The 25,989-nt window shown below is 31.9% G+C and carries 24 protein-coding genes; 23 read left to right on the top strand and 1 reads right to left on the bottom strand.

Annotated elements, in window-relative coordinates:
- Window positions 1–70 precede the first annotated feature (70 nt).
- The 22 genes from rimP (at window position 71) to rny (ending at window position 24,645) form a co-directional block, all read left to right on the top strand.
- Window positions 71–538, top strand: a complete 468-nt coding sequence (rimP, locus tag HMPREF2953_RS07030; RefSeq protein WP_049336458.1) for a ribosome maturation factor RimP — start codon at window positions 71–73, stop codon at window positions 536–538.
- Between the two features lie 20 nt (window positions 539–558).
- A complete protein-coding gene (gene nusA, locus HMPREF2953_RS07035) occupies window positions 559–1,785 on the top strand; it encodes a transcription termination factor NusA (RefSeq protein WP_049336455.1) in 1,227 nt (408 codons plus the stop codon).
- Window positions 1,786–1,814: 29 nt separating this feature from the next.
- Entirely contained in the window at window positions 1,815–2,099 is a 285-nt protein-coding gene (rnpM, locus tag HMPREF2953_RS07040) for an RNase P modulator RnpM (protein ID WP_002448835.1), read from the top strand.
- Window positions 2,096–2,413 carry a YlxQ family RNA-binding protein gene (locus HMPREF2953_RS07045; protein WP_002448860.1) on the top strand — a complete coding sequence of 106 codons (318 nt, stop codon included), beginning with the start codon at window positions 2,096–2,098 and terminating at the stop codon, window positions 2,411–2,413. Before rnpM ends, HMPREF2953_RS07045 begins: the two co-directional genes overlap by 4 nt.
- A gap of 4 nt (window positions 2,414–2,417) precedes the next feature.
- The gene (infB, locus tag HMPREF2953_RS07050) at window positions 2,418–4,514 is read left to right on the top strand and encodes a translation initiation factor IF-2 (protein WP_070672546.1); all 2,097 of its coding nucleotides are present in this window, start codon (window positions 2,418–2,420) and stop codon (window positions 4,512–4,514) included.
- Window positions 4,515–4,608: 94 nt separating this feature from the next.
- Window positions 4,609–4,959, top strand: a complete 351-nt coding sequence (gene rbfA / locus HMPREF2953_RS07055) for a 30S ribosome-binding factor RbfA (RefSeq protein ID WP_002448740.1) — start codon at window positions 4,609–4,611, stop codon at window positions 4,957–4,959.
- Window positions 4,960–5,170: 211 nt separating this feature from the next.
- The gene (gene truB, locus HMPREF2953_RS07060; protein WP_070672549.1) at window positions 5,171–6,088 is read left to right on the top strand and encodes a tRNA pseudouridine(55) synthase TruB; all 918 of its coding nucleotides are present in this window, start codon (window positions 5,171–5,173) and stop codon (window positions 6,086–6,088) included.
- A gap of 17 nt (window positions 6,089–6,105) precedes the next feature.
- Window positions 6,106–7,077, top strand: coding sequence for a riboflavin biosynthesis protein RibF (gene ribF / locus HMPREF2953_RS07065; RefSeq protein ID WP_070672552.1), 972 nt, complete (start codon window positions 6,106–6,108; stop codon window positions 7,075–7,077).
- A 110-nt stretch (window positions 7,078–7,187) separates the two neighbouring features.
- A complete protein-coding gene (gene rpsO / locus HMPREF2953_RS07070; RefSeq protein ID WP_002448819.1) occupies window positions 7,188–7,457 on the top strand; it encodes a 30S ribosomal protein S15 in 270 nt (89 codons plus the stop codon).
- Between the two features lie 135 nt (window positions 7,458–7,592).
- Window positions 7,593–9,689, top strand: a complete 2,097-nt coding sequence (pnp, locus tag HMPREF2953_RS07075) for a polyribonucleotide nucleotidyltransferase (RefSeq protein ID WP_002448862.1) — start codon at window positions 7,593–7,595, stop codon at window positions 9,687–9,689.
- 204 nt (window positions 9,690–9,893) lie between these two features.
- Window positions 9,894–11,567 (top strand): ribonuclease J2, encoded by a 1,674-nt coding sequence (rnjB, locus tag HMPREF2953_RS07080; protein ID WP_049336443.1) that lies wholly within the window; start codon window positions 9,894–9,896, stop codon window positions 11,565–11,567.
- 441 nt (window positions 11,568–12,008) lie between these two features.
- Window positions 12,009–14,327: a DNA translocase FtsK gene (locus tag HMPREF2953_RS07085; protein WP_371091008.1), complete on the top strand. Its 2,319-nt coding sequence runs from the start codon at window positions 12,009–12,011 to the stop codon at window positions 14,325–14,327.
- A 2-nt stretch (window positions 14,328–14,329) separates the two neighbouring features.
- Entirely contained in the window at window positions 14,330–15,046 is a 717-nt protein-coding gene (locus HMPREF2953_RS07090; protein ID WP_002448813.1) for a GntR family transcriptional regulator, read from the top strand.
- Window positions 15,047–15,139: 93 nt separating this feature from the next.
- On the top strand, window positions 15,140–16,339 hold the full coding sequence (gene yfmF / locus HMPREF2953_RS07095; RefSeq protein ID WP_371091009.1) for an EF-P 5-aminopentanol modification-associated protein YfmF: 1,200 nt from the start codon (window positions 15,140–15,142) through the stop codon (window positions 16,337–16,339).
- Window positions 16,339–17,625, top strand: a complete 1,287-nt coding sequence (gene yfmH, locus HMPREF2953_RS07100) for an EF-P 5-aminopentanol modification-associated protein YfmH (RefSeq protein WP_070672557.1) — start codon at window positions 16,339–16,341, stop codon at window positions 17,623–17,625. The genes yfmF and yfmH overlap by 1 nt, the downstream gene beginning before the upstream one ends.
- A 2-nt stretch (window positions 17,626–17,627) precedes the next feature.
- Complete coding sequence (ymfI, locus tag HMPREF2953_RS07105; protein WP_002488706.1) at window positions 17,628–18,332, top strand: elongation factor P 5-aminopentanone reductase; 705 nt, start codon at window positions 17,628–17,630, stop codon at window positions 18,330–18,332.
- Window positions 18,333–18,449: 117 nt separating this feature from the next.
- A complete protein-coding gene (locus HMPREF2953_RS07110) occupies window positions 18,450–19,292 on the top strand; it encodes a DUF3388 domain-containing protein (RefSeq protein ID WP_070672559.1) in 843 nt (280 codons plus the stop codon).
- 20 nt (window positions 19,293–19,312) lie between these two features.
- A complete protein-coding gene (locus HMPREF2953_RS07115; RefSeq protein WP_002448763.1) occupies window positions 19,313–19,705 on the top strand; it encodes a helix-turn-helix domain-containing protein in 393 nt (130 codons plus the stop codon).
- A gap of 32 nt (window positions 19,706–19,737) precedes the next feature.
- Window positions 19,738–20,313, top strand: a complete 576-nt coding sequence (gene pgsA, locus HMPREF2953_RS07120) for a CDP-diacylglycerol--glycerol-3-phosphate 3-phosphatidyltransferase (protein ID WP_070672561.1) — start codon at window positions 19,738–19,740, stop codon at window positions 20,311–20,313.
- Window positions 20,314–20,446: 133 nt separating this feature from the next.
- Window positions 20,447–21,586, top strand: a complete 1,140-nt coding sequence (locus HMPREF2953_RS07125) for a CinA family nicotinamide mononucleotide deamidase-related protein (RefSeq protein ID WP_070672564.1) — start codon at window positions 20,447–20,449, stop codon at window positions 21,584–21,586.
- A 176-nt stretch (window positions 21,587–21,762) separates the two neighbouring features.
- Complete coding sequence (gene recA, locus HMPREF2953_RS07130; RefSeq protein ID WP_002448773.1) at window positions 21,763–22,809, top strand: recombinase RecA; 1,047 nt, start codon at window positions 21,763–21,765, stop codon at window positions 22,807–22,809.
- A 276-nt stretch (window positions 22,810–23,085) separates the two neighbouring features.
- Window positions 23,086–24,645, top strand: a complete 1,560-nt coding sequence (gene rny / locus HMPREF2953_RS07135; protein WP_070672567.1) for a ribonuclease Y — start codon at window positions 23,086–23,088, stop codon at window positions 24,643–24,645.
- 74 nt (window positions 24,646–24,719) lie between these two features.
- Here the strand turns inward: rny and HMPREF2953_RS07140 are convergent, their stop codons facing one another.
- Window positions 24,720–24,935: a hypothetical protein gene (locus HMPREF2953_RS07140; protein WP_002448781.1), complete on the bottom strand. Its 216-nt coding sequence runs from the start codon at window positions 24,933–24,935 to the stop codon at window positions 24,720–24,722.
- A 153-nt stretch (window positions 24,936–25,088) separates the two neighbouring features.
- Here HMPREF2953_RS07140 and HMPREF2953_RS07145 point away from each other — a divergent pair, with 153 nt between their 5' ends.
- Window positions 25,089–25,883 carry a TIGR00282 family metallophosphoesterase gene (locus HMPREF2953_RS07145; protein WP_049336420.1) on the top strand — a complete coding sequence of 265 codons (795 nt, stop codon included), beginning with the start codon at window positions 25,089–25,091 and terminating at the stop codon, window positions 25,881–25,883.
- Window positions 25,884–25,989: the final 106 nt, after the last annotated feature.

The raw sequence follows: 25,989 nt of genomic DNA on the forward strand, positions 1-25,989 counted from the left end.
AAAATTTAGACTCAGGCAGAAAGAGTGGGCATATACCCGCTCTTTTCTATTTGCCAAAAAGGAGGCCTGTATGAGTAAAATTACTGAAGAAGTAGAAACTATCATTACTCCCATTTTAGATGATTTAAACTTTGAATTAGTTGATGTTGAATATGCAAAAGAAGGCAAAGATCGTTTTTTGAGAATCTCTATTGATAAAGAAGGTGGCGTGGATTTAAATGATTGTACGCTTGCTTCTGAAAAAATAAGTGAAGCAATGGATCAAAATGATCCTATCCCTGAAATGTATTATCTTGATGTAGCTTCACCTGGAGCTGAACGTCCACTAAAAAAAGAAAAAGATTATCAAAATGCGATAGAGCAACCTGTATTTGTATCTCTTTATGCGCCAATTGAAGGTGATAAAGAATGGTTAGGCATTCTGAAGTCTGTCGATGATGACACAATAATTATGGAAGTTAAAGAAAAAGCAAAGAAAAAAACAATTGAGATACCAAGAAATAAAATTGCAAAAGCACGTCACGCTGTAATGATTTAACGTGATGAGGAGGAATAATTGTGGCAAGTAATGAATTACTATTAGCAACTGAATACTTAGAAAAGGAAAAGAAAATTCCAAGAGAAGTTTTGATTGATGCAATTGAAGCAGCTTTAATTACTGCATATAAGAAAAATTATGATAGTGCTAGAAACGTCCGTGTAGAATTAAATATGGATGAAGGTACATTTAAAGTCATCGCACGTAAAGAAGTTGTAGAAGAAGTATTTGATGATCGTGAAGAAGTTGATTTAAGCACAGCTTTAGTTAAAAATCCTGCTTATGAAATAGGTGATATTTATGAAGAAGATGTCACACCTAAAGACTTTGGTCGTGTTGGTGCACAGGCTGCTAAACAAGCAGTAATGCAACGTCTAAGAGATGCTGAAAGAGAAATTTTATACTCTGAGTTTATTGATAAAGAAGAAGATATTTTAACAGGTGTGATTGATCGTGTTGATCATCGATATGTGTATGTTAATTTAGGTAGAATCGAAGCGGTTTTATCTGAAGCTGAAAGAAGTCCCAATGAAACATACGTTCCAAATGAAAGAATTAAAGTCTATGTTAATAAAGTAGAGCAAACAACAAAAGGTCCACAAATTTATGTATCAAGAAGTCATCCGGGTTTATTAAAGCGTTTATTTGAACAAGAAGTCCCAGAAATTTATGATGGAACTGTTATTGTGAAATCAGTTGCACGTGAAGCAGGAGACCGTTCTAAAATTAGTGTATACTCTGAAAATCCAGATATAGATGCAGTGGGAGCTTGTGTAGGCGCAAAAGGTTCACGTGTTGAAGCGGTTGTTGAAGAATTAGGTGGAGAAAAAATCGATATTGTCCAATGGAATGAAGATCCAAACGTTTTTGTACGTAATGCTTTAAGCCCATCACAAGTTTTAGAAGTTATTGTTGATGAAGATAACCAATCTACTGTAGTGGTAGTACCTGATTATCAATTATCATTAGCTATTGGTAAACGTGGACAAAATGCGCGCTTAGCTGCTAAACTTACAGGATGGAAAATTGATATTAAATCTGAAACAGATGCTCGCGAAGCAGGGATTTATCCTGTAATTGAATCTGAAGAAAAAGCTGATGAAATAGTATTTTCTGAAGATAAAGATATTGAAATTGATGACATCAATTTAGAAGAAACAAACTTAACAACAGCTGAATTATCAGCGGAAGTTGATGAAACTTCAAATGAAGCACAAGACGCTTCAGATAATAAAGAAGAACATTAATACGTTTAAGCATGTGGGGTGAGTAGTAAATGAAGAAGAAGAAAATTCCAATGCGCAAATGCATCATCACGAATGAAATGCGTCCTAAAAAAGACATGATTCGAGTAGTAATTAATAAAGAAGGCGAAATTTTCGCTGATGGTACTGGAAAACAACAAGGTAGAGGTGCATATGTTTCAAAAGATGTTAAAAGCGTAGAAGATGCTCAAAAAAATGGTGTACTCGAGAAGTATTTTAATGAAAGTCCTGAAAAATTAGATCCTGTATATAAAGAAGTAATTCGATTAATTTATAGAGAAGAGATTCCTAAATGACAAAAGAACAGATATTTAATTTTTTAGGCTTAGCGATGAGAGCTAGAAAAGTTAAAGTTGGAGAATCAGTACTCATATCAGAAATAAAAAAACGTAATATTAAGCTTGTGATTTTATCTACTGATGCTTCAGATAACGCTAAAAAGAATATAAAGAATAAATGTGACACATATCATGTTCCATTTAGAGTTTTCGGTACGAGAGTAGAATTAGGACAATCATTAGGCAAAGAAGAACGTGTAAATGTTGGCGTAACAGATTCAGGTTTTGCCAAAAAACTTATGTCGATGATTGATGAATATTGTAAGGAGTGATTATATGAGTAAAAAGAGAATTTACGAATATGCGAAAGAAGTAAATGTTAAAAGTAAAGAGATTATAGATGAGTTAAAGAAAATGGACGTTGAAGTATCCAATCACATGCAAGCATTAGAAGATGACCAAATTAAGATGCTTAATAAAAAGTTCAAATCATCAAAAAATGAAGAAAATAAAAAACAAAACACTCAAAATAATCACCAAAAACAGCAAAATAAAAAAGATAATAATCAAAACAAATCTAATTCAAAGAAAAAAAACAATAAAAATAGCAAAAACAATAAAAACAACAAAAATAATAAAAAAGGTAAGAATAACAAACCTGCTGCTGAACCCAAAGAAATGCCTTCAAAAATCACGTACGAGGAAGGTATTACAGTAGGAGAACTTGCTGATAAATTAAATATCGAATCATCTGGCATTATTAAAAAATTATTCTTATTAGGTATTGTTGCTAACATTAACCAATCATTAGATGAAGAAACATTAGAACTTATCGCAGATGATTATGGTGTTGAAATTGAAAAAGAAGTTGTTGTTAACGAAGAAGACCTAACAACTTATTTTGATGATGAAGAAGACGATCCAGATGCAATCGAACGACCAGCAGTTGTGACAATTATGGGACACGTTGACCATGGTAAAACAACATTACTAGACTCAATTAGAAATACTAAAGTAACAGCAGGAGAAGCAGGTGGTATCACACAACACATTGGTGCATATCAAATTGAAAATAATGGTAAAAAAATAACTTTCTTAGATACCCCTGGACATGCAGCGTTCACAACAATGCGTGCACGTGGTGCTCAAGTAACAGATATCACTATTTTAGTAGTAGCAGCAGATGATGGCGTTATGCCTCAAACAATTGAAGCAATTAACCATGCTAAAGAAGCGGATGTACCAACAATTGTTGCGGTCAACAAAATTGATAAACCAACTGCAAATCCAGATCGAGTGATGCAAGAGTTAACTGAATATGGTTTAATTCCAGAAGATTGGGGCGGCGACACAATCTTTGTACCACTTTCAGCATTAAATAGTGATGGTATTGATGACTTATTAGAAATGATTGGTTTAGTTGCCGAAGTACAAGAATTAAAAGCTAATCCTGACAAGCAAGCAGTAGGTACTGTTATTGAAGCAGAATTAGATAAATCACGTGGGCCAGCTGCGTCATTATTAGTTCAAAATGGTACGTTACATGTAGGTGATTCAATTGTAGTTGGCAATACGCATGGTCGTGTAAGAGCTATGGTAAATGATTTGGGTCAAAGAATTAAAACAGCTGGACCTTCTACACCGGTTGAAATTACTGGTATTAACGATGTACCTCAAGCAGGTGACCGCTTCGTTATTTTCAAAGATGAAAAACAAGCGCGTCGTATTGGTGAAGCTCGTCATGAAGCAAGTGTGATTCAACAACGTCAAGAAAGTAAAAATGTTTCATTAGACAATTTATTCGAACAAATGAAACAAGGAGAAATGAAAGATCTTAATGTCATTATTAAAGGTGATGTACAAGGTTCTGTAGAAGCTTTAGCTGCATCTCTTATGAAAATTGATGTTGAAGGCGTAAATGTTCGTATTATTCATACAGCTGTAGGGGCAATCAATGAATCAGATGTTACATTAGCTAATGCCTCAAATGGTATTATTGTTGGATTTAATGTACGTCCTGATGCAGGTGCGAAACGTGCAGCAGAAGCTGAAAATGTTGATATGCGTCTTCATAGAGTCATCTACAATGTTATAGAAGAAATTGAATCAGCGATGAAAGGTTTATTAGATCCTGAATTTGAAGAACAAGTTATCGGACAAGCTGAAGTACGTCAAACATTCAAAGTTTCAAAAGTTGGAACAATTGCCGGTAGTTACGTAACTGAAGGTAAAATTACTCGTAACGCAGGCGTACGTGTCATTCGTGATGGTATCGTTCAATTCGAAGGTGAACTTGATACGTTAAAACGTTTTAAAGATGACGCTAAAGAAGTATCACAAGGTTACGAATGTGGTATTACAATTGCAAACTTTAATGACATTAAAGAAGGCGACATTATTGAAGCATTCGAAATGGTAGAAATTGAAAGATAACTCATTTGTAAAGAGCTGAAGTGTATATGATATAGGTAGACACTTTAGCCTTCTTTTCTAATCATATGTTAAATAATAAAGAGGTGACATATCCATGAGTAATATGAGAGCTGAACGTGTTGGCGAACAAATGAAAAAAGAAGTTATGGATATCATTAATAATAAAGTTAAAGATCCAAGAGTAGGATTTATTACTATTACTGACGTTGAATTAACAAATGATTTATCACAAGCCAAAGTTTTCTTAACAGTGCTTGGTAATAAGAAGGAAGTTAATGATACGTTTAAAGCTTTAGATAAAGCAAAAGGATTCATTAAATCTGAGCTAGGTTCAAGAATGAGATTACGTATAGTACCAGAGTTATTCTTTGAATATGATGAATCAATTGAATACGGTAATAAAATTGAAAAAATGATTCAAGATTTACACAAACAAGATAAATAATACTTTATCATTGTTATTAATCAGTGACATTCAATCAAATAACTTCAGAAAAAGAAATTTAGATGTAACATATAATGGGGGTAGGACGATAACATTTACATGAATTCAGTCCTACTCCTTTTTATATGATTAATACTGATAAAACATGGATAAGACATTAGATGATTTAATAATACATAGTGAGACATAATAAACTAAAGGGTGTGAAAAAATGTACAACGGTATATTACCAGTGTATAAAGAGCGTGGTTTAACCAGTCATGATGTTGTATTTAAACTTAGAAAAATCTTAAAAACTAAAAAGATAGGTCATACTGGAACATTAGATCCTGAAGTTTCAGGTGTACTACCTATCTGTATAGGGACAGCAACAAGAGTGAGCGACTATGTCATGGATATGGGGAAATCTTATCAAGCAACCATTACATTAGGTGAAAGTACGACAACTGAAGATCAAACTGGAGAAGTAATAGAAAAAGTAAATATAGCGGCGAATACGATTACTTCTATAGAAGTTGATCGTGTTTTAGAAGAATTTAAAGGAGTAATAGAGCAGATTCCTCCAATGTATTCCTCTGTAAAAGTAAATGGAAAAAAATTATATGAATATGCTAGAAAAGGAGAAACTATTGAACGGCCAAAACGACAAGTTAAAATTGATGAAATTGAACGAATATCTGATTTAACATTTATAGAACAAACATGTCATTTTGATATAAAAGTAACGTGTGGAAAAGGTACCTATATCAGAACGTTAGCAACAGATATTGGCAAAGCTTTAGGCTATCCTGCTCATATGTCGTTGTTAACTCGTATAAATGCGGGTGGATTTAATATAAATGAGAGTTTATCACTTGAAAAAATTTCTGAATTACATGAGCATGAAACATTACAACATTATCTATTTCCTATAGAATATGGTTTGAAAAGTTTACAACATGTAGTCATTGATGATGACACTTTAAAGTATAAAATCTTAAATGGTCAAAAACTCCTAAAAAAAGATTTTACTCTATCATTAGAAAAGCAATTTGTGTTTATTGATAAGATAAGTGAAAAAGCATTAGCCATTTATGAACATCATCCTAACAAAATTAACGAAATAAAGCCTAAAAAAGTATTTAATTAAAGGAGCCTTTGATTGATATGAAAGTGATAGAAATAACACATCCAATACAAAATGAACAACTCATAAAAGAAGATGTTGCAATGGCATTTGGTTTTTTTGACGGTATGCATCGTGGTCACAGTAAAGTATTTGAAGCATTAGATATACGTGCAAAAGAAAAAAATTTAAAAAAGGCAGTAACAACATTTGATCCGCATCCATCAGTAGTATTAAATCCTGAACGTAAACGTACAGATTACTTAACGCCACTATCTGATAAATTAGAAATGATAGAACAGCATGATATTGATTATTGTATTGTTATCAATTTCTCATCACGTTTTGCTAACGTCACAGCTGAAGAGTTTATCAAAGACTATATTATTAATAATCATGTTAAAGAAGTTGTTGCAGGATTTGATTTTACATTTGGTAAATTTGGTAAAGGAAATATGGCCGTGTTAAATGAAATAGATGAATTTAATACTACAATAGTCGGTAAATTAGATTTAGATTCTGAAAAAATTTCAACAACATCAATTAGACAAGCGTTACATGAAGGCAATCTACAAAAAGCTAATGATGAATTAGGTCATTTATATCGAATTAAAGGTACAGTTGTTCAAGGAGAAAAAAGAGGTCGAACAATCGGTTTTCCAACAGCTAATGTCCAACCTAGCGATGATTATGTACTTCCTAAAAAAGGGGTATATGCGGTAAGTATTGAAATAGGTGCCGAACACAAAATATATCGTGGGGTAGCTAACGTAGGTGTTAAGCCGACATTCCACGATCCATCTAAAGCAGAAGTGGTGATAGAGGTGAATATTTTTGATTTTGAAGAAAATATTTATGGAGAACGTGTAATCGTATATTGGCACCATTATTTAAGACCAGAGGTAAAATTTGATGGTATAGATGCTTTAGTCAGTCAAATGAATGATGATAAAGAACGTGCAAAATATCTTTTAGCAGTTGATTTTGGTGATGATGTATCGTATAATATTTAAAGTTGAGTTTTTGAAAAACTTATTACTATTGAATCCTTTATCTTGGCAGGTTGAAACTCCGACGCCTTGCTCAGATTAAGGTGTAAACAAAAATTAGGAGGAATTTAATTATGGCTATTACTCAAGAACGTAAAAATGAAATTATTAAAGAATATCGTGTACACGAAACAGATACTGGTTCACCAGAAGTACAAATCGCTGTTTTAACTGCAGAAATCACTGCATTAAATGAACACTTACGTGAACACAAAAAAGATCACCATTCACGCCGTGGATTATTAAAAATGGTTGGTCGTCGTAGACATTTATTAAACTACTTACGTAGTAAAGATATTCAACGTTACCGTGAATTAATTAAATCATTAGGTATTCGTCGTTAATTTTAAATATATTGAAGGGAAAGCACCATTTAGATTGGTACTTTCCTTTTTTGTATTTTTATCATAAACACTAATATAAAAATATATAAATAAATGATATGATGTAAGTATTAGATTTCAGAGAGGAGATTCATAATGTCTCAAGAAAAGAAAGTGTTCAAAACTGAATGGGCTGGAAGATCGTTAACGATTGAGACAGGTCAATTAGCGAAACAAGCTAATGGTGCAGTTTTAGTACGTTATGGTGATACTGTTGTATTATCTACAGCAGTTGCTTCTAAAGAGCCACGTGATGGTGATTTTTTCCCCTTAACAGTTAACTATGAAGAAAAAATGTATGCGGCTGGTAAAATTCCAGGTGGATTTAAAAAACGCGAAGGTCGTCCTGGAGATGAAGCGACACTTACTGCACGTTTAATTGATAGACCAATTAGACCATTATTCCCTAAAGGTTATCGACATGACGTTCAAATTATGAATACTGTATTAAGTGCGGACCCAGACTGCTCCCCAGAAATGGCAGCAATGATTGGATCGTCAATGGCATTGAGCGTGTCTGATATTCCATTCCAAGGACCAATTGCCGGTGTTAATGTAGGATATATTGATGGAACATACGTGATTAATCCAACACTTGAACAAAAAGAAGTATCTCGTTTAGATTTAGAAGTTGCTGGTCATAAAGATGCTGTAAATATGGTTGAAGCAGGTGCGAGTGAAATTACAGAACAAGAAATGCTTGAAGCGATTTTCTTTGGTCATGAAGAGATAAAACGTTTAGTTGCTTTCCAAGAAGAAGTTGTTGAGCATATTCAACCTGTAAAAAAAGAATTTATTCCCGTTGAACGTGATGAAGAATTAGTACAACGAGTAAAATCTTTAACGGAAGAAAAAGGATTAAAAGAAACTGTATTAACATTTGACAAACAACAACGTGATGAAAATTTAGATGCACTTAAAGCAGAAATCGCTACTGAATTTGTAGACGAAGCGGACCCAGAAAATGAGTTGCTTATCGATGAAGTATATGCAATCTTAAATGATTTAGTAAAAGAAGAAGTTCGTCGATTAATTGCAGATGAAAAAATTAGACCTGATGGACGTAAACCAGATGAAATTCGTCCGCTTGAATCAGAAGTTGGTTTATTACCACGTGCACATGGTTCTGGATTGTTTACCCGTGGACAAACTCAAGCATTATCTGTACTTACTTTAGGAGCATTAGGAGACTATCAACTTATTGATGGATTAGGACCTGAAATTGAAAAACGTTTTATGCACCACTATAATTTTCCTAATTTCTCAGTAGGTGAAACGGGTCCAGTAAGAGCGCCAGGTCGTCGTGAAATTGGTCACGGTGCACTAGGTGAAAGAGCGCTTAGATATATCATTCCTGACACTACAGAGTTTCCTTACACAATTCGTATTGTGAGTGAAGTATTAGAGTCAAATGGCTCATCTTCACAAGCTTCAATTTGTGGATCAACATTAGCGTTAATGGATGCTGGTGTACCTATTAAAGCTCCAGTAGCCGGTATTGCTATGGGTCTTGTCACTCGTGAAGATAGTTATACAATTTTAACTGATATTCAAGGTATGGAAGATGCCTTAGGTGATATGGACTTCAAAGTTGCTGGAACTAAAGAGGGTATTACTGCGATTCAAATGGATATCAAAATTGATGGTTTAACACGTGAAGTGATTGAAGAAGCTCTTGAACAAGCTCGTCAAGGTCGTTTAGCAATTATGGATCATATGTTACAAACAATCGATCAACCACGTAGTGAATTAAGTGCATATGCACCTAAGGTAGAAATTATGCATATCAAACCTGAAAAAATTCGTGATGTCATTGGTCCAGGTGGTAAAAAAATTAATGAAATTATTGACGAAACTGGCGTTAAGTTAGATATTGAGCAAGATGGTACTATCTTTATTGGCGCTGTTGATCAAGAAATGATAAATAGAGCTCGAGAAATTATTAATGAAATTACACGCGAAGCTGAAGTGGGCCAAGTATATCATGCAAAAGTAAAGCGTATTGAAAAATATGGTGCTTTTGTAGAATTATTCCCAGGTAAAGATGCTTTATTACACATTTCTCAAATTTCTAAAGATAGAATAAATAAAGTTGAAGACGTTTTAAAAATCGGTGATACGATTGAAGTTAAAATTACAGAAATTGATAAACAAGGCCGTGTAAATGCGTCTCATAAAGTTTTAGATGAATAAATGATTGAAGTTAAGGTTAGGACAAGATGAAGTCCTAACCTTCTTTATATATATAAAGAATGGTTTTATGAAAGTATATATTTTTTATTAAAGGTCTTTTACTCCTTAGTTACAACACACTTTAATAGTGTACATCCTTCGTAAATTAAATTATAATAAATTATGAGTTTATATGGACGGGAATTAATTATAGGAGGTAACATTTTGAGTTTAGTAAAGAAAAAGAATGACGATATTCGCATTATTCCACTTGGGGGCGTAGGCGAAATCGCTAAAAATATGTATATCGTCGAAGTAGATGATGAGATGTTTATGTTAGATGCGGGATTAATGTTTCCTGAAGATGAGATGTTAGGAGTAGATATTGTTATTCCTGACATCCAATATGTAGTAGAAAACAAAGATAAATTAAAAGGGATATTTTTAAGCCATGGCCATGAACATGCAATTGGTGCAGTGAGTTATATTTTAGAGCAAGTTGATGCACCAATTTATGGATCAAAACTTACTTTAGCTTTAGTTAAAGAAAGTATCAAAGAAAGAAATATAAAGAAAAAAGTACGATATTATACTGTGAATCATGATTCAGTGATGAGATTTAAAAACGTCAATATTACTTTCTTTAATACATCACATAGTATTCCAGATAGTTTAGGTATCTGTATTCATACTTCATACGGTTCAATTGTATATACAGGTGAATTTAAATTTGACCAAAGTTTACAAGGACATTATGCTCCTGATATGAAACGTATGGCTGAAATTGGAGAAGAAGGTGTTTTTGCTTTGATTAGTGATTCAACTGAAGCAGAAAAACCTGGTTATAATACTCCAGAAAATGTCATAGAATCGCATATTTATGATGCATTTGCTAAAGTAAAAGGACGCTTAATTGTTTCATGCTATGCATCGAATTTTATTAGAATTCAACAAGTATTAAATGTTGCTAGTAAATTAAATCGTAAAGTATCTTTCTTAGGAAAATCTCTTGAAAGTTCATTTAATACTGCACGAAAAATGGGATATTTTGATATTCCTAAAGATTTATTGCTTCCAATCAATGAAGTTGAAAATTATCCTAAAAATGAAGTCGTTATTATAGCAACAGGTATGGAAGGCGAACCTATTGAAGCGTTAAGTCAAATGGCCCAACATAAACATAAAATTTTAAATATTGAAGAGGGCGATTCAGTTTACTTAGCCATCACTGCTTCAGCAAATATGGAAGTTATTATAGCCAATACGTTAAATGAACTTGTTCGAGCAGGTGCACATATTATTCCAAATAATAAAAAAATTCATGCCTCTAGTCATGGTTGTATGGAAGAATTAAAAATGATGATTAATATTATGAAACCTGAATACTTTATTCCTGTTCAAGGTGAATTTAAAATGCAAATTGCTCATGCAAAATTAGCAAATGAAGCAGGTGTTGCACCTGAAAAGATTTTCCTTGTCGAAAAAGGTGATGTGATTCATTTTGATGGCTCACACATGGTATTAAATGAAAAAGTAAATTCAGGTAATATTCTTATCGATGGTATAGGTGTAGGAGACGTTGGAAATATTGTGTTAAGAGATCGTCATCTTCTTGCAGAAGATGGTATCTTTATTGCAGTAGTAACATTAGACCCTAAAAATAGACGTATAGCTGCTGGACCTGAAATTCAATCACGCGGATTCGTTTACGTACGTGAAAGTGAAGAATTAATGAAAGAAGCGGAAGATAAAGTTCGAGAAATTGTGGAAGCTGGACTACAAGAAAAACGCATTGAATGGTCTGAAATTAAACAAAATATGCGCGACCAAATTAGCAAGCTTTTATTTGAAAGTACAAAACGTCGCCCAATGATTATTCCAGTTATTTCTGAAATTTAAGAGACATACATTTAATAAAGAGGTCGGGACAATATCACTTTTATAAAATAATTAAAAATATAAACGTTTATCATTCTTATTTATAGATTCATTGATGTATTAAATTGAAAGTATATAAAAGATAAGACATTTACCCTAACTTTTATAGTGAACTCTATAAATTTAAAAGATGATTTGACTCATTTATTTTTAATTATTTTAAAATGGGCTTAAGAGTCTATGTGATATATATTGTCTCAACCTCTTTCATACTTTTAACTCTAAAACATAACTTACATTTTTTTATATTTTTGAAAATGTCATTATTATAATTAAAAATAAAAGAAGGTGTAACATTTGCCACGAACTAAGAAAAAAACAACGACTAGAAAAACCAATTCAAAGACGAAAACGAAAGCACGCCAATCTAAAAAGAAAAAGCAACAAAAAACAGATAGTTCTATAAGGTATATTATTACTATTATAATTGTGATTATATCTATTTTAGGAATATTTCAATTAGGGCTTGTTGGTAGAATGATTGATAGCTTTTTCAATTATTTATTTGGCGCAAGTCGTTACCTTACATATATTTTAGTAAGTTTAATTACAATTTATATTGCAATGCAAAGACATTTTCCAAAAACTCGTCGTACGTTCGGTCTCATTTTATTACAATTTGTATTACTGATTGTTTCTCAACTCATTTATTATTTTTCTAAAGGAGAAGTTGCGAAAAGAGAACCGGTATTGTCTTACGTCTATAAATCTTATGAACATACTCATTTTCCAAATTTCGGTGGAGGTATTATAGGTTTTTATTTATTAAAATTATTTGTACCTTTAATCTCTATTGCTGGGATTATCATTGTGACTTTGATTTTACTGATATCAAGTTTTATCCTATTACTAAAATTACATCATAGAGATGTGGCGAGAAGCACAATTGATTATTTTAAACGTTCTACTCAGAGTGCCTCATCTACTTTAAAAGAAAAAAGAGAAGCAAATAAAATTAGAAGAGAAGAACGATTACGTGAAAAAGAAGAACAGCGTCAAGCATTGGCACACCAAAGAGAATTAGAAGAACAACAAAGGAAAGATGAAGTCATGAAAGATGTGAGTGACTTCCCAGAAGTGAAACAGCAACATGAAGATATTCCTATATATAGCCATCATGCAGCAACGGATGAAGAAAAAGTACGACCTAAACGTAAAAAACGTCAATTTGACATGGACCATCAAGATAAAGAACCTACTCATATGTCTTCATCAAATTCTATGAAAAAAGATAAAATAAAACACGTCTCTAATGATAACGATACGAATAATAGTTCAATCATAGAAGCGGGAGAAGTTGGCAATGTAGCCTATCACATTCCTCCTTTATCATTACTTAAACAGCCAACAAAACAAACGACAACTTCAAGAGCTGAAGTACAACGTAAAGGTCAAATATTAGAATCAACCATGAAAAATTTTGGAGTTAATGCTAAAGTGACTCAAATTAAAATTGGACCGGCTGTCACTCAATATGAAGTTCAACCTGCTCAAGGTGTTAAAGTAAATAAAATCGTTAATTTACATAACGATATAGCTTTAGCACTTGCTGCGAAAGACATTCGTATTGAAGCGCCTATACCTGGACGTTCAGCTGTAGGTATTGAGGTTCCAAATGATAAAATTTCTTTAGTTACGCTAAAAGAAGTTTTAGAATCTAAGTTTCCAGCAAAAAATAAATTAGAAGTCGGTTTAGGACGAGACATCTCCGGAGAACCAATGACTATTGAATTGAATGAAACACCTCACTTATTAGTGGCTGGTTCTACAGGTAGTGGTAAGTCAGTATGTATTAACGGTATTATTACGAGCATTTTATTAAACGCTAAGCCACACGAGGTAAAATTAATGTTAATTGATCCAAAAATGGTAGAATTAAATGTATATAATGGTGTTCCACATTTATTAATACCCGTAGTAACAAATCCTCATAAAGCATCACAAGCATTAGAGAAAATTGTAGCTGAAATGGAACGTCGTTATGATTTATTTCAACATTCGTCTACTAGAAACATTGAAGGATACAATCAATTTATAAGACGTCAAAATGAAGAACTTGATGAAAAGCAATCAGAACTTCCTTATATCGTTGTCATTGTTGATGAATTGGCAGATTTAATGATGGTGGCAGGAAAAGAAGTTGAAAATGCAATACAGCGTATTACACAAATGGCTCGTGCAGCGGGTATACATTTAATTGTAGCAACACAACGTCCTTCTGTAGATGTTATCACGGGTATTATTAAAAATAATATTCCTTCAAGAATTGCATTTGCTGTAAGTTCACAAACAGATTCTAGAACAATCATAGGCTCTGGAGGAGCAGAGAAATTATTAGGTAAAGGTGACATGCTTTATGTTGGTAATGGTGAGTCTACACAGACACGTGTTCAAGGTGCATTTTTAAGTGATCAAGAAGTACAAGAAGTTGTAAATTATGTAGTTGAACAACAAAAAGCAAATTACGTAAAAGAAATGGAACCTGACGCACCTGTAGAAAAATCAGAAATGAAAAGTGAAGATGCACTATATGATGACGCATACGCTTTTGTAATTGAGAAACAAAAAGCAAGTACGTCGCTTTTACAAAGACAATTCAGAATTGGATATAATCGTGCATCAAGATTAATGGACGATTTAGAGAGAAATAATGTTATTGGTCCACAAAAAGGCAGTAAACCAAGACAAGTTTTAATAGATTTTGAGAATGAAGAGGTGTGAGTATGACGGAATTAAACTCAGTTTTTAAAGTAAAAGAATATATTTTTAAAAAAATAAAAAATCATTCTTTGAAACCTGGTGATAAACTTCCTAGTAATTTATCTATTGCTAGAGAAGTTAACGTTAAAACAGATGATGTCTATGAAGCGATTGGAGAACTTATTATTGAACAAGTTTTAACTGATAATTTTGAAGAAGGAACAAGTATAAAGGCTCTACGTCCCTTTTATTATCCTTTAAATAAATTATTTAGTATTAGTGAAATGATTAAAAAAGCGGGATATGAAGCAAGTACAGAATATTTAAGTTTAGAGCAACAACCCGCTTCTTTATTAGATGCAAAAATGTTAGATATTGAAGATAAACAGCCTATAACAATTATTGAAAGACTACGTACTGCGAATCATCAACCAGTTATTTATTGTTTAGATAAGATTGCTGAGCATCATTTAACTTGTACCGAATATCAAGAAAGTGATGGTTCGATGCTTAATGCAATTGAACTTAATACTGGTCATAAGGTAGCTTCTGCTGAAACTGAAATTGAAGCAATCAGTTATGAACCTCATATTTCTAGCATATTGAATGCTGAACCACATGAGGGATTAATGTTATTAAAGGTTGTACATTATGATGAAATGGGTAAACCTATTTTATATTCATTAAATTATATAAAAAGTAGCCTAGTGAAGTTTAAATTAACACGCACAAAAATTTAATAACAGGTAAAGGAGTGATTGATTATTTTGAAACAACATACTAATCATCAAATACATATTGATGTTCTTCCGACTGAGAAATTTAAAACAACGATGATCACATTTAAATTTATGGCACCACTTGATTACGAAACAATTACTGCTCGTTCATTACTAAGTAAAGTATTGGTTCGTGCCACAAAAAAATGGCCAACAGATAAAACATTTAATCAACAATTATCAGAGCTTTATGGGGCTTATATTAATAGCTTTGTTTCTAAATTTAAAGATAAACATGTCATTACTATTTCTTTAGAAATTGTAAATGAACGTTATCTTAAAGATACTACACCATTATTTGAAAAAGGTTTAAATTTATTAAAAGAAGTCATCATGAATCCACTTGTTGAGAACAATTCATTCAACTCTACATTTGTTACTCAAGAAAAATCATTATTACATAAAAAAATAGAAGCGATGATTGACAATAAAGCGCAATATTCATTTATTAATTTATTAAAATATATGTTCAAAAATGAAGCTTATCGTTATTTGGCTATAGGTCAAATAGAAAATATTGCGCGTATTACAAATGAAAGTTTGTATGATACATATAAATCTATGATAAATAATGACATGTGTTCAGTGTATGTAGTGGGAAATGTAAATAAAAAAGAAGTTACATCACTTATAGAAAATTCATTTAGTCTTAGCTCAACTACGTTTGACTTTAATCATAATGTAAATACTGACTGTAACGCCCAATCTACTGAAACAATCATTGAAAAAGATACCGTCGACCAAGCTAAATTAAATTTAGGTTATCGTTTTCCAACTCATTATGGGAATGAAGATTACTATGCACTTGTCGTATTAAATACTATGTTTGGCGGTGATCCTTCTTCAGTACTATTTAATGAAGTACGTGAAAAACAAAGTCTAGCTTATTCTATTCATTCACAATTAGATGGAAAAAATGGCTATTTATTTGTATTAAGTGGTGTATCTGTTGAAAAATACGATACTGCAAAAAACACAATTATTGAAGAATTCGAGAAGTTTAAAGTAGGGGAATTCTCTGAAGAAAAATTAGCATTAGCTAAAAAAATTATCATTTCACAACGACAAGAAATTGCAGATAGACCTAAAGGTATTATTGAAGTTATGCAAAATCAACTACTTTTGAATCAACCTCAATCAGATAAAGAATACATGGAGTTAATTAATAAAGTGACTAAAGAAGATGTCGTTAAAATGGCAAACCAAGCCTATTTAGATACGATATATGTATTAACGAAAGGAGGTCAATCATAGTGCAAGAACAATATTATGAATTAATTGATGAACGCGTCTATAAACATGAACTAAATAATGGATTACGCTTATTTGTAATTCCTAAAAAAGGATTTCAAAAAACATATGTGACCTATACAACTCAATTTGGTTCGTTGGATAATACATTTAAACCTCATCATAAAGATCAATATGTGACTGTACCAGATGGAGTAGCACATTTTTTAGAGCATAAGTTATTTGAAAAAGACGATGATGAAGATTTATTTACTGCATTTGCCAATGATAATGCTCAAGTCAATGCATTTACAAGTTTTGATCGTACGAGTTATTTGTTTAGTGCAACTGATCAAGTTGAACGTAATATTCTACGTTTACTTGATATGGTAGAAACACCCTATTTTTCAAAAGAAACAGTAGATAAAGAAAAAGGAATTATTGCTGAAGAAATTAAAATGTATCAAGAACAACCAGGATATAAAATTATGTTCAATACATTACGCGCAATGTATCATCATCATCCAATTAAAGTAGATATCGCAGGTAGTGTTGAAAGTATTTATAGTATTACTAAAGATGATTTATACTTATGTTATGAAACGTTTTATCATCCATCCAATATGGTATTATTTGTCGTAGGAGATGTGGATCCTAAACATATTTGTAATGTTATTGAAGAACATGAAAATCGTCGTCATAAAACAAATCAACCTTCTATCCAAAGAGGAGCAATAAAAGAACCAAATGAAGTAGTTCAATCATTTGTATCTGAAAAAATGAAATTACAGTCTCCCCGTTTAATGTTAGGGTTTAAAAATGAACCTTTGGATGAAGCACCTGAGAAATATGTTCAAAGAGATTTAGAAATGACTTTATTTTTTGAACTCGTATTCGGTGAAGAAACAGATTTCTATCAATCTCTTCTTAATGATGATTTAATTGATGATTCATTTGGATATCAATTTGTTCTTGAACCTACTTATAGTTTCTCAATTATTACAAGTGCTACTCATGAACCAGATCAATTAAAAGATAGGTTACTTACTGAATTAAAGAAATATAGAGGAAACTTAAAAGATTCAGAAGCGTTTGAATTATTGAAGAAGCAGTTTATTGGCGAATTTATCTCTAGTTTGAATTCCCCAGAATATATTGCAAATCAATATGCAAAATTGTATTTTGAGGGCGTAAGTGTATTTGATATGTTAGATATTGTAGAGAATATCACTTTAGATAGTATTAATGAAACTGCCAAACAATATCTAAATATTGACCGTCTTGTTGATAGCCGTTTGGAGATAGATTAAATATGAAAGCATTAGTATTTGGTGGTTCAGGTAGTATTGGTAGTGCGATTGTAGATCGTTTATTAAAAGATGGATATGAAGTAATACTTCAATATTATCAATCTGATATCTCATCCTTAGAAAAAAAGTATAAAGGTGAAGCCGTAGAATTTATTCAAATGGATTTGACTCATGATATTGATTTTAATGATATATTTAGTCATATAAAACATTTAGACTGTTTAATTTATAGTAGTGGTACATCATTATATGGGATGTTACAAGATATGAAAGATAAAGAGATAGATGAATGTTATCATATTCATGTTAAACAGTTAATTCGATGCTGTCGATATTTCATAGACATATTGAGAAAAAGTACAAATGGTAGAATTATTGTTATCTCATCAATTTGGGGTGAGACGGGAGCAAGTATGGAAACTATTTATTCAGCAATGAAAAGTGCTCAAATTGGATTTGTAAAGGCTCTCAGTCAAGAGCTAGCATTGACGAATGTCACTGTGAATGCTATAGCACCTGGTTTTGTTTCAGGACGTATGGCTAAAGCATTCAGTGATGAAGACAAAGCTGTTATCTTATCTGAACTACCACAACAAAGAATGATAGCTCCACAAGAAGTAGCACACGTGTGCGCTTATTTATGCCATCCTAATGCTAAGAGTATTACAGGAACAGTCCAAAAGGTTAATGGTGGTTGGTATATTTAAAAAGTATCCTAAATTTTAAATGCAGATTTGACGATTCGTTTTTTATAATCAATGATATAATAAATTTAATTATATAAGGGGAATATTTCAAATTGTATTTAAACAAGGGGTGGTTAGATGACTGTTGCTAAAAAAAGGGAATGGTATTTAGAATACGAGATAATTGTTAATCGAGCTGGACTTTTAGGAGACGTATCGAGTTTACTTGGTATGTTAGGAATTAGTATTATTACTATAAATGGTGTTGATCAAGGGCGTCGTGGATTACTTATTAAGACAGATAGTCTTGAAAAAGTCACACGTTTTGAAAATATTATTCATGAATTGAAAGAAATAGAAATAACAAAGTTAAGAATTCCAGAGTTACGTGATCGTTTAGCAGTGCGTCATGGTCGCTATATTGAACAAGATGAAGGTGACAAAAAAACATTTCGTTTTGAACGTGAAGATTTAGGTTTACTTGTCGACTTTTTAGCAGAGTTATTTAAAGAAGATGGACATAAATTAATAGGTATTAGAGGGATGCCTCGTGTTGGAAAAACAGAATCGATTGTTGCAGGTAGTGTCTGTGCGCATAAACGATGGTTATTTATAAGTTCAACATTAATTAAACAGACAGTTCGTAGTTCTCTTATAAAAGGTGAATATGATGCTAATCATGTTTATATTATTGATGGTGCAGTAACTGCTAGAGAAACAAATCCTAAACATCAACAGTTAGTGGAAGAAGTGATGACTTTACCATCAATAAAAGTAGTTGAGCATCCAGATTTATTTATAGAAACAAATCAATATAGCATCGATGATTTTGATTATATTATTGAGCTACGTGAACATGAGAATCAAAAAATTGAATATGATCATATGAAACAACAAGTTAAACAACAAGCAATTAAAAGCAAAAACACATTAGATTTTGGAGAAGATGTGTTTGGCGGTGGCTTCGGTTTTTTTGAGTAATAAGGGTGGAGGCGTCAAACGTGAAAACAATTGGTGAAACCTTAAAAGGTAGAAGAGAAAGATTAGGAATGACATTAACAGAATTAGAACAACGTACACAATTAAAGCGAGAAACGTTAAAATATATTGAAGAGAATAAATTTGATCAACTTGCCAAAGTGGATTACGCTGAAGGATTTATTAGACGTTATGCAAGTGTAGTTAATATGGATGTAAATCAACTCATTAAAGTGCATCATGAAGAAATTCCTAATCACCACAATCAACTCGATACACTTTTACATCATTATCGACACAACGAAGTGCCCGAATATCGTACTAAAAATAAAGAACCTATTCAATTATTGATTATGATTAGTATTGTTATAATTATTACTTTAATTATATGGGTGTTAGCAGTATTATTAATATAATTTACATATAAATTAAGAAATGAGGTATTAAAATGAATATACCTAACCAGATTACAGTTTTTAGAGTGATTTTGATTCCAGTATTTATATTATTTGCTCTAGTAAACTTTGGTTTTGGAAATGTGTCTGTATTAGGTGGCTATGACATAAGAATAGAGCAATTTATTGCTGCTATTATTTTTATTGTAGCTTCTTTAAGTGATTTTTTAGATGGTTATTTAGCAAGAAAATGGCAACTTGTGACAAATATGGGTAAGTTTTTAGATCCATTAGCGGATAAATTATTAGTTTCTAGTGCTCTTATTGTTATGGTTCAATTAGGTCTAACTAATTCAGTTGTAGCAATTATTATTATTGCTCGTGAATTTGCGGTTACAGGTTTACGTTTGCTTCAAATTGAACAAGGGTTTGTAAGTGCAGCAGGCCAATTAGGTAAAATTAAAACAGCTGTTACAATGGTAGCAATTATTTGGATTTTACTTGGTGATTTATTCTCAAATTGGATTGGATTCCAATTAGGACAAGTATTATTATATATTGGCGTATTCTTTACAATATTATCAGGAATTGAATATTTCTATAAAGGTAGAGATGTGTTTAAGCAATAAAAAGTATAATCAAATAAAGTGAAATGTAATGAGAGTCGCATAAAATGACTCTCATTTTTTTGAGTTATTTTTTAGATTATATAATAGATTAAGTATAAAATATGAATTAAGACTAAATAAGGGAGAGGGACATATGAATACATCTATCATAGCAGTAGGTTCAGAATTATTATTAGGCCAAATAGCAAATACAAATGGCCAATATTTATCAAAACTTTTCAATCAAATTGGAAAGAATATAGTTGAACATACAGTTATCGGTGATAATCCTGATCGTTTAGAATTCATTATTAGAGAAGGACTAAAAAGATTTGACACACTAGTGCTCACGGGTGGATTGGGTCCGACTAAAGACGATTTAACTAAACAAACAGTAGCAAAAGTATTAAATAAAAACTTAGTGACTAATGAAGAAGCATTAAATTATATTGAAGATTTTTTCAAAGAACAAGGGCAAGAAATGACATCTAATAATAAACAACAAGCACTTGTGATAGAGGGAGCGAAAGTATTGAAAAATCATTATGGTATGGCTCCAGGCATGTTTATTGAAATGAATGATAAAAAAGTAATTCTGTTACCTGGTCCTCCGAGTGAAATGCAACCTATGGCTAAAAATGAGTTGCTTCCATTACTTATAGATAATGACAATACTATTTTTTCAGAGCAACTTAGATTTGCAGGAATTGGAGAATCGAAAGTTGAAACAGAACTTATGAATTTAATTGAAAAACAAACGAATCCTACGATAGCTCCGTTAGCAGGGAAACACGAAGTATATATTAGATTAACAGCAAATGCTTCTACACAAAGCGAATGTAAAACATTGATTCAACCTATAAAAGAAGAAATTCTAGAACGAATTGGTCAATTTTATTATGGTTCAGATGACACATTGTTAGAACAATCTGTAATGGAACAAATGAATTCTACAGTAAGTATATATGACGGGGTAACTGATGGAGCGATTTATACTCGTTTAAAACGTTTTGATAAACAAAATATATTAAAAGGAATATTACCAGATAATGACATATTTTTAAATCATCATTCAAGTATTGAAATGCAATTAAGAGAGGCCACATCATATGTAAAAGATTTATATAAAACTGAAATGGGTATAGCAATATTACATGAGAAAGAGAATGTTTATCTAGCAATTAATACAAAAGATGATTTTAAAATGACTACATTTAAGATAACGCAATCAAGAAATATACTGCCCAACAGAAGTCAAAATTATGTATTAATAAGATTATTAAATTGGCACTAAAATGTACTTAAATTAAAAAAAAGTTATAATTTCAGGGCACATTTGTTCGATTTTTCGGATAGTGTTCTCTTTTTATGCGAACAAATATTCGCAAAATGCTTGTGTTTGAATATAGTTAAGAGTATAATATATATATAATATTAAATAGATAACTATCTCATATAGGAGGTTTCGCTTTGGATAATGATCGTCAAAAAGCTTTAGATACAGTTATAAAAAATATGGAAAAATCCTTTGGTAAAGGTGCAGTAATGAAATTAGGCGATAATAAAGGTCGTCGTGTATCTAGTGTATCAAGTGGTTCAGTTACTTTAGATAATGCACTAGGTGTAGGTGGTTATCCTAAAGGAAGAATTATTGAAATATATGGTCCTGAAAGTTCCGGTAAAACAACAGTAGCACTTCATGCTATTGCCGAAGTGCAAAAAAATGGAGGCGTTGCTGCGTTTATTGATGCTGAACATGCACTTGATCCAGTATATGCTGAAGCATTAGGTGTTGATATAGATAATTTATATCTTTCTCAACCTGACCATGGTGAGCAAGGTTTAGAGATAGCAGAAGCTTTCGTAAGAAGTGGAGCTGTTGACATTGTTGTTGTAGACTCAGTTGCTGCTTTGACTCCTAAAGCTGAAATTGAAGGTGAAATGGGAGATACACATGTTGGTCTTCAAGCACGTTTAATGTCTCAGGCTTTACGTAAACTTTCAGGTGCAATTTCAAAATCAAATACTACTGCTATATTTATTAACCAAATTCGTGAAAAAGTTGGAGTAATGTTTGGTAACCCAGAAACTACACCAGGTGGTAGAGCCTTAAAATTCTATAGTTCAGTACGTTTAGAAGTGCGTCGTGCAGAACAATTAAAACAAGGTCAAGATATTGTAGGTAACAGAACTAAAATTAAAGTTGTTAAAAATAAAGTAGCACCACCATTTAGAATTGCTGAAGTAGATATCATGTATGGTCAAGGTATTTCAAAAGAGGGAGAATTAATTGACTTAGGTGTAGAAAATGATATTGTCGATAAATCTGGCGCTTGGTACTCATATAATGGTGAGAGAATGGGTCAAGGTAAGGAAAATGTTAAAACATATCTTAAAGAAAACCCTCAAATTAAAGATGAAATCGATCGCAAATTACGTGAAAAATTAGGCATTTTCGATGGTGATGTTGAAGAAAATGAAGATAAATCATCACAAACATTATTCGATGAAGAATAATGTTGAATTTTTAATGCTTTAACTAGAATATACTTTTAATATATATTTAAAAATATTAAAATTATTTTGTGTGAGAGTGAATAATGAGTTCGAAATGAATTCAATGTCACTCTCTTTCTTTTATAAGTAGGTGTAGTGAAATTGAAGTGAAATTTCATATCTTGACACTACTGAGTACATAAACGTACAATTAATATGTATATTATTTATACAATTTATAAAAAATCATAGAGATTTTAATATACAAGCAAATACCTAGAAAAAGGAGGTGTTTATGTGAATTTATTAGACCTCCTACTCATTTTGCTGGGGATTATTCTAGGGGTTGTTGTAGGGTATTTTTTAGCCCGAAATATATTACATCAAAAGCAAATTCAAGCTAGACAAACTGCTAATGATATTATCAAACAAGGACAAAAAGAAGCAGATAATATCAAAAAAGAGAAATTATTAGAGGCAAAAGAAGAAAATCAAATTATTAGAGAACAAGTTGAAACAGAGCTACGTGAAAGACGTAGTGAGCTTCAAAGACAAGAAGCCCGAAATCTTCAAAAAGAGGAAAATTTAGATCGTAAATCAGAATTATTGGATAAAAAAGATGAGATTTTAGATCAAAAAGAATCCAAAATTGAAGAAAGACAACAACAAGTAGATGCAAAAGAGAGTAGTGTTCAGACGTTAATAATGAAGCATGAACAAGAATTAGAACGCATCTCCGGTCTCACTCAAGAGGAAGCAGTTAATGAACAACTTCATAGAGTGGAAGAAGAACTGTCACAAGATATTGCAGTACTTGTTAAGGAAAAGGAAAGAGAAGCAAAAGAAAAAGTTAACAAAACAGCAAAAGAATTGTTAGCTACTACTGTACAAAGATTAGCTGCTGATCATACAACGGAATCTACTGTTTCAGTAGTTAATTTACCAAATGATGAGATGAAAGGTCGAATTATTGGTAGAGAAGGTAGAAATATTCGTACTTTAGAAACGTTAACAGGTATCGACTTGATTATTGATGATACTCCTGAAGCAGTGATTTTATCTGGATTTGATCCTATTAGACGTGAAATCGCTAGGACTGCATTAGTGAATTTAGTCTCTGATGGAAGAATTCATCCAGGTCGTATCGAAGAAATGGTAGACAAAGCTAGAAAAGAAGTAGATGACATCATTAGGGATGCAGGTGAACAAGCAGCATTTGAAATCAATGTTCACAATATGCATCCAGATTTAGTGAAAATTTTAGGTCGTTTAAACTATAGAACAAGTTACGGCCAAAATGTCTTAAAACATTCTATGGAAGTCGCACATCTTTCTGGAATGTTAGCTGCTGAATTAGGCGAGGATGTTAGTTTAGCAAAAAGAGCTGGATTACTACATGATGTAGGTAAAGCAATTGATCATGAAGTTGAAGGTAGCCATGTTGAAATTGGTGTTGAATTAGCTAAAAAATACGGTGAAGTTGAAACTGTAATTAATGCGATTCATTCACATCATGGAGATGTTGAACCAACATCTATTATTTCAATTCTAGTAGCAGCTGCAGATGCATTATCGGCCGCACGTCCAGGAGCACGTAAAGAAACACTTGAAAATTATATTCGTAGATTAGAACGCTTAGAAACTCTTTCAGAAAGTTATGAAGGTGTTGAAAAAGCGTTCGCAATTCAAGCTGGTAGAGAGATTAGAGTTATTGTTTCTCCTGAAGAAATAGATGATTTAAAATCTTACCGATTAGCTAGAGATATAAAAAATCAAATTGAAGAAGAATTACAATATCCAGGACATATTAAAGTGACAGTTGTTAGAGAGACTAGAGCAGTAGAGTATGCGAAGTAATTTTTAAAATTAAATAGGAACTCACTGATTACTAAAAAACCTGAGACATATTTAAAATGTCTCAGGTTTTTTCATTATTTAAGTTGTAAATCTGTTTTTTTGATTTCAGAAAGAATTTCAGCTGTATCATAACAATTTGTAGCAATATTAGAATATCTTTCTGCTAAACGGTATGCGTTAATATATAATTCTAAGCTTTCTTTAGCCATATCTTCTGCATCTTCTGATTTTGATGGGTTTGCTTTTACAACTAGTTCTGCAAATTTTTCTGGATCGATATTAATTGACATCTAATTATACAACTCCTAAATTTTTATAATATTATAATAACATATGCTGTATGCATGCTAAAGTTAAGACTGTATAATTTTAAAAAATATGAAACTCTACCTTTAATTATATAGTTATTTCAATTACACTATATTGTGAGAGGATGAACATTAATGCGAATTTTATTTATTGGAGATATCGTAGGAAAAGTAGGTAGAAATGCCATTGCTGAATATTTGCCTAAATTAAAGCAAGCTTATAAGCCTACGTTGAGCATTGTTAATGCAGAAAATGCGGCTCATGGAAAAGGTTTAACTGAAAAATTATATAAACAATTGCTTAGAGATGGCGTGGATTTTATGACAATGGGGAATCATACTTATGGTCAAAGAGAGATTTATGACTTTATTGATGATGCTAAAAGAATGATAAGACCTGCTAATTTTCCGAGTGAAGCGCCAGGTGTTGGCATGCGTTTTATTCAGGTTAATGATATTAAAGTTGCCATCATTAACTTGCAAGGACGTTCATTTATGCAAGATATTGATGATCCTTTTAAAAAAGCAGATCAATTGATTGAAGAAGCTAAAAAAGAAACTAATTATATTTTTGTAGATTTTCATGCAGAAACTACTTCAGAAAAAAATGCAATGGGTTGGTATTTAGATGGAAGAGTCAGTGCTGTTGTAGGCACACATACTCATATTCAAACATCTGATGAGCGTATTTTGCCCAATGGTACAGGCTATATTACAGATGTAGGTATGACTGGTTATTATGATGGAATACTAGGAATTAATCGCGAGGAAGTTATTAAGCGTTTTATTACAAGTTTGCCACAACGACATGTAGTGCCTGATAATGGTAGAAGTGTACTTTCAGGTGTTATTATAGATTTAGATAAAAATGGAAGAACCAAACTCATAGAACGCATTTTAATCAATGAGGATCATCCTTTTGATAAATAGCGTATAGTCCATTAGTATGAATTTAAATAAAAGCCACTGTTGACATAGTAAGACGGTGGTTATTTTTGTTATGATTTAGTATGAATTAATTCCACAGGAGGCTAAT

Origin of the sequence: Staphylococcus sp. HMSC072E01 (assembly GCF_001814125.1) — a bacterium.
Classification (GTDB): Bacteria; Bacillota; Bacilli; order Staphylococcales; family Staphylococcaceae; genus Staphylococcus; species Staphylococcus hominis.

Coding starts and splice junctions, on each gene's coding strand:
- rimP (WP_049336458.1), top strand. CDS start 71: ATGAGTAAAATTACTGAAGAAGTAGAAACTATCATTACTCCCATTTTA.
- rnpM (WP_002448835.1), top strand. CDS start 1,815: ATGAAGAAGAAGAAAATTCCAATGCGCAAATGCATCATCACGAATGAA.
- HMPREF2953_RS07045 (WP_002448860.1), top strand. CDS start 2,096: ATGACAAAAGAACAGATATTTAATTTTTTAGGCTTAGCGATGAGAGCT.
- infB (WP_070672546.1), top strand. CDS start 2,418: ATGAGTAAAAAGAGAATTTACGAATATGCGAAAGAAGTAAATGTTAAA.
- rbfA (WP_002448740.1), top strand. CDS start 4,609: ATGAGTAATATGAGAGCTGAACGTGTTGGCGAACAAATGAAAAAAGAA.
- truB (WP_070672549.1), top strand. CDS start 5,171: ATGTACAACGGTATATTACCAGTGTATAAAGAGCGTGGTTTAACCAGT.
- ribF (WP_070672552.1), top strand. CDS start 6,106: ATGAAAGTGATAGAAATAACACATCCAATACAAAATGAACAACTCATA.
- rpsO (WP_002448819.1), top strand. CDS start 7,188: ATGGCTATTACTCAAGAACGTAAAAATGAAATTATTAAAGAATATCGT.
- pnp (WP_002448862.1), top strand. CDS start 7,593: ATGTCTCAAGAAAAGAAAGTGTTCAAAACTGAATGGGCTGGAAGATCG.
- HMPREF2953_RS07090 (WP_002448813.1), top strand. CDS start 14,330: ATGACGGAATTAAACTCAGTTTTTAAAGTAAAAGAATATATTTTTAAA.
- yfmF (WP_371091009.1), top strand. CDS start 15,140: ATGATCACATTTAAATTTATGGCACCACTTGATTACGAAACAATTACT.
- ymfI (WP_002488706.1), top strand. CDS start 17,628: ATGAAAGCATTAGTATTTGGTGGTTCAGGTAGTATTGGTAGTGCGATT.
- HMPREF2953_RS07110 (WP_070672559.1), top strand. CDS start 18,450: ATGACTGTTGCTAAAAAAAGGGAATGGTATTTAGAATACGAGATAATT.
- pgsA (WP_070672561.1), top strand. CDS start 19,738: ATGAATATACCTAACCAGATTACAGTTTTTAGAGTGATTTTGATTCCA.
- HMPREF2953_RS07125 (WP_070672564.1), top strand. CDS start 20,447: ATGAATACATCTATCATAGCAGTAGGTTCAGAATTATTATTAGGCCAA.
- HMPREF2953_RS07140 (WP_002448781.1), bottom strand. CDS start 24,935: ATGTCAATTAATATCGATCCAGAAAAATTTGCAGAACTAGTTGTAAAA.
- HMPREF2953_RS07145 (WP_049336420.1), top strand. CDS start 25,089: ATGCGAATTTTATTTATTGGAGATATCGTAGGAAAAGTAGGTAGAAAT.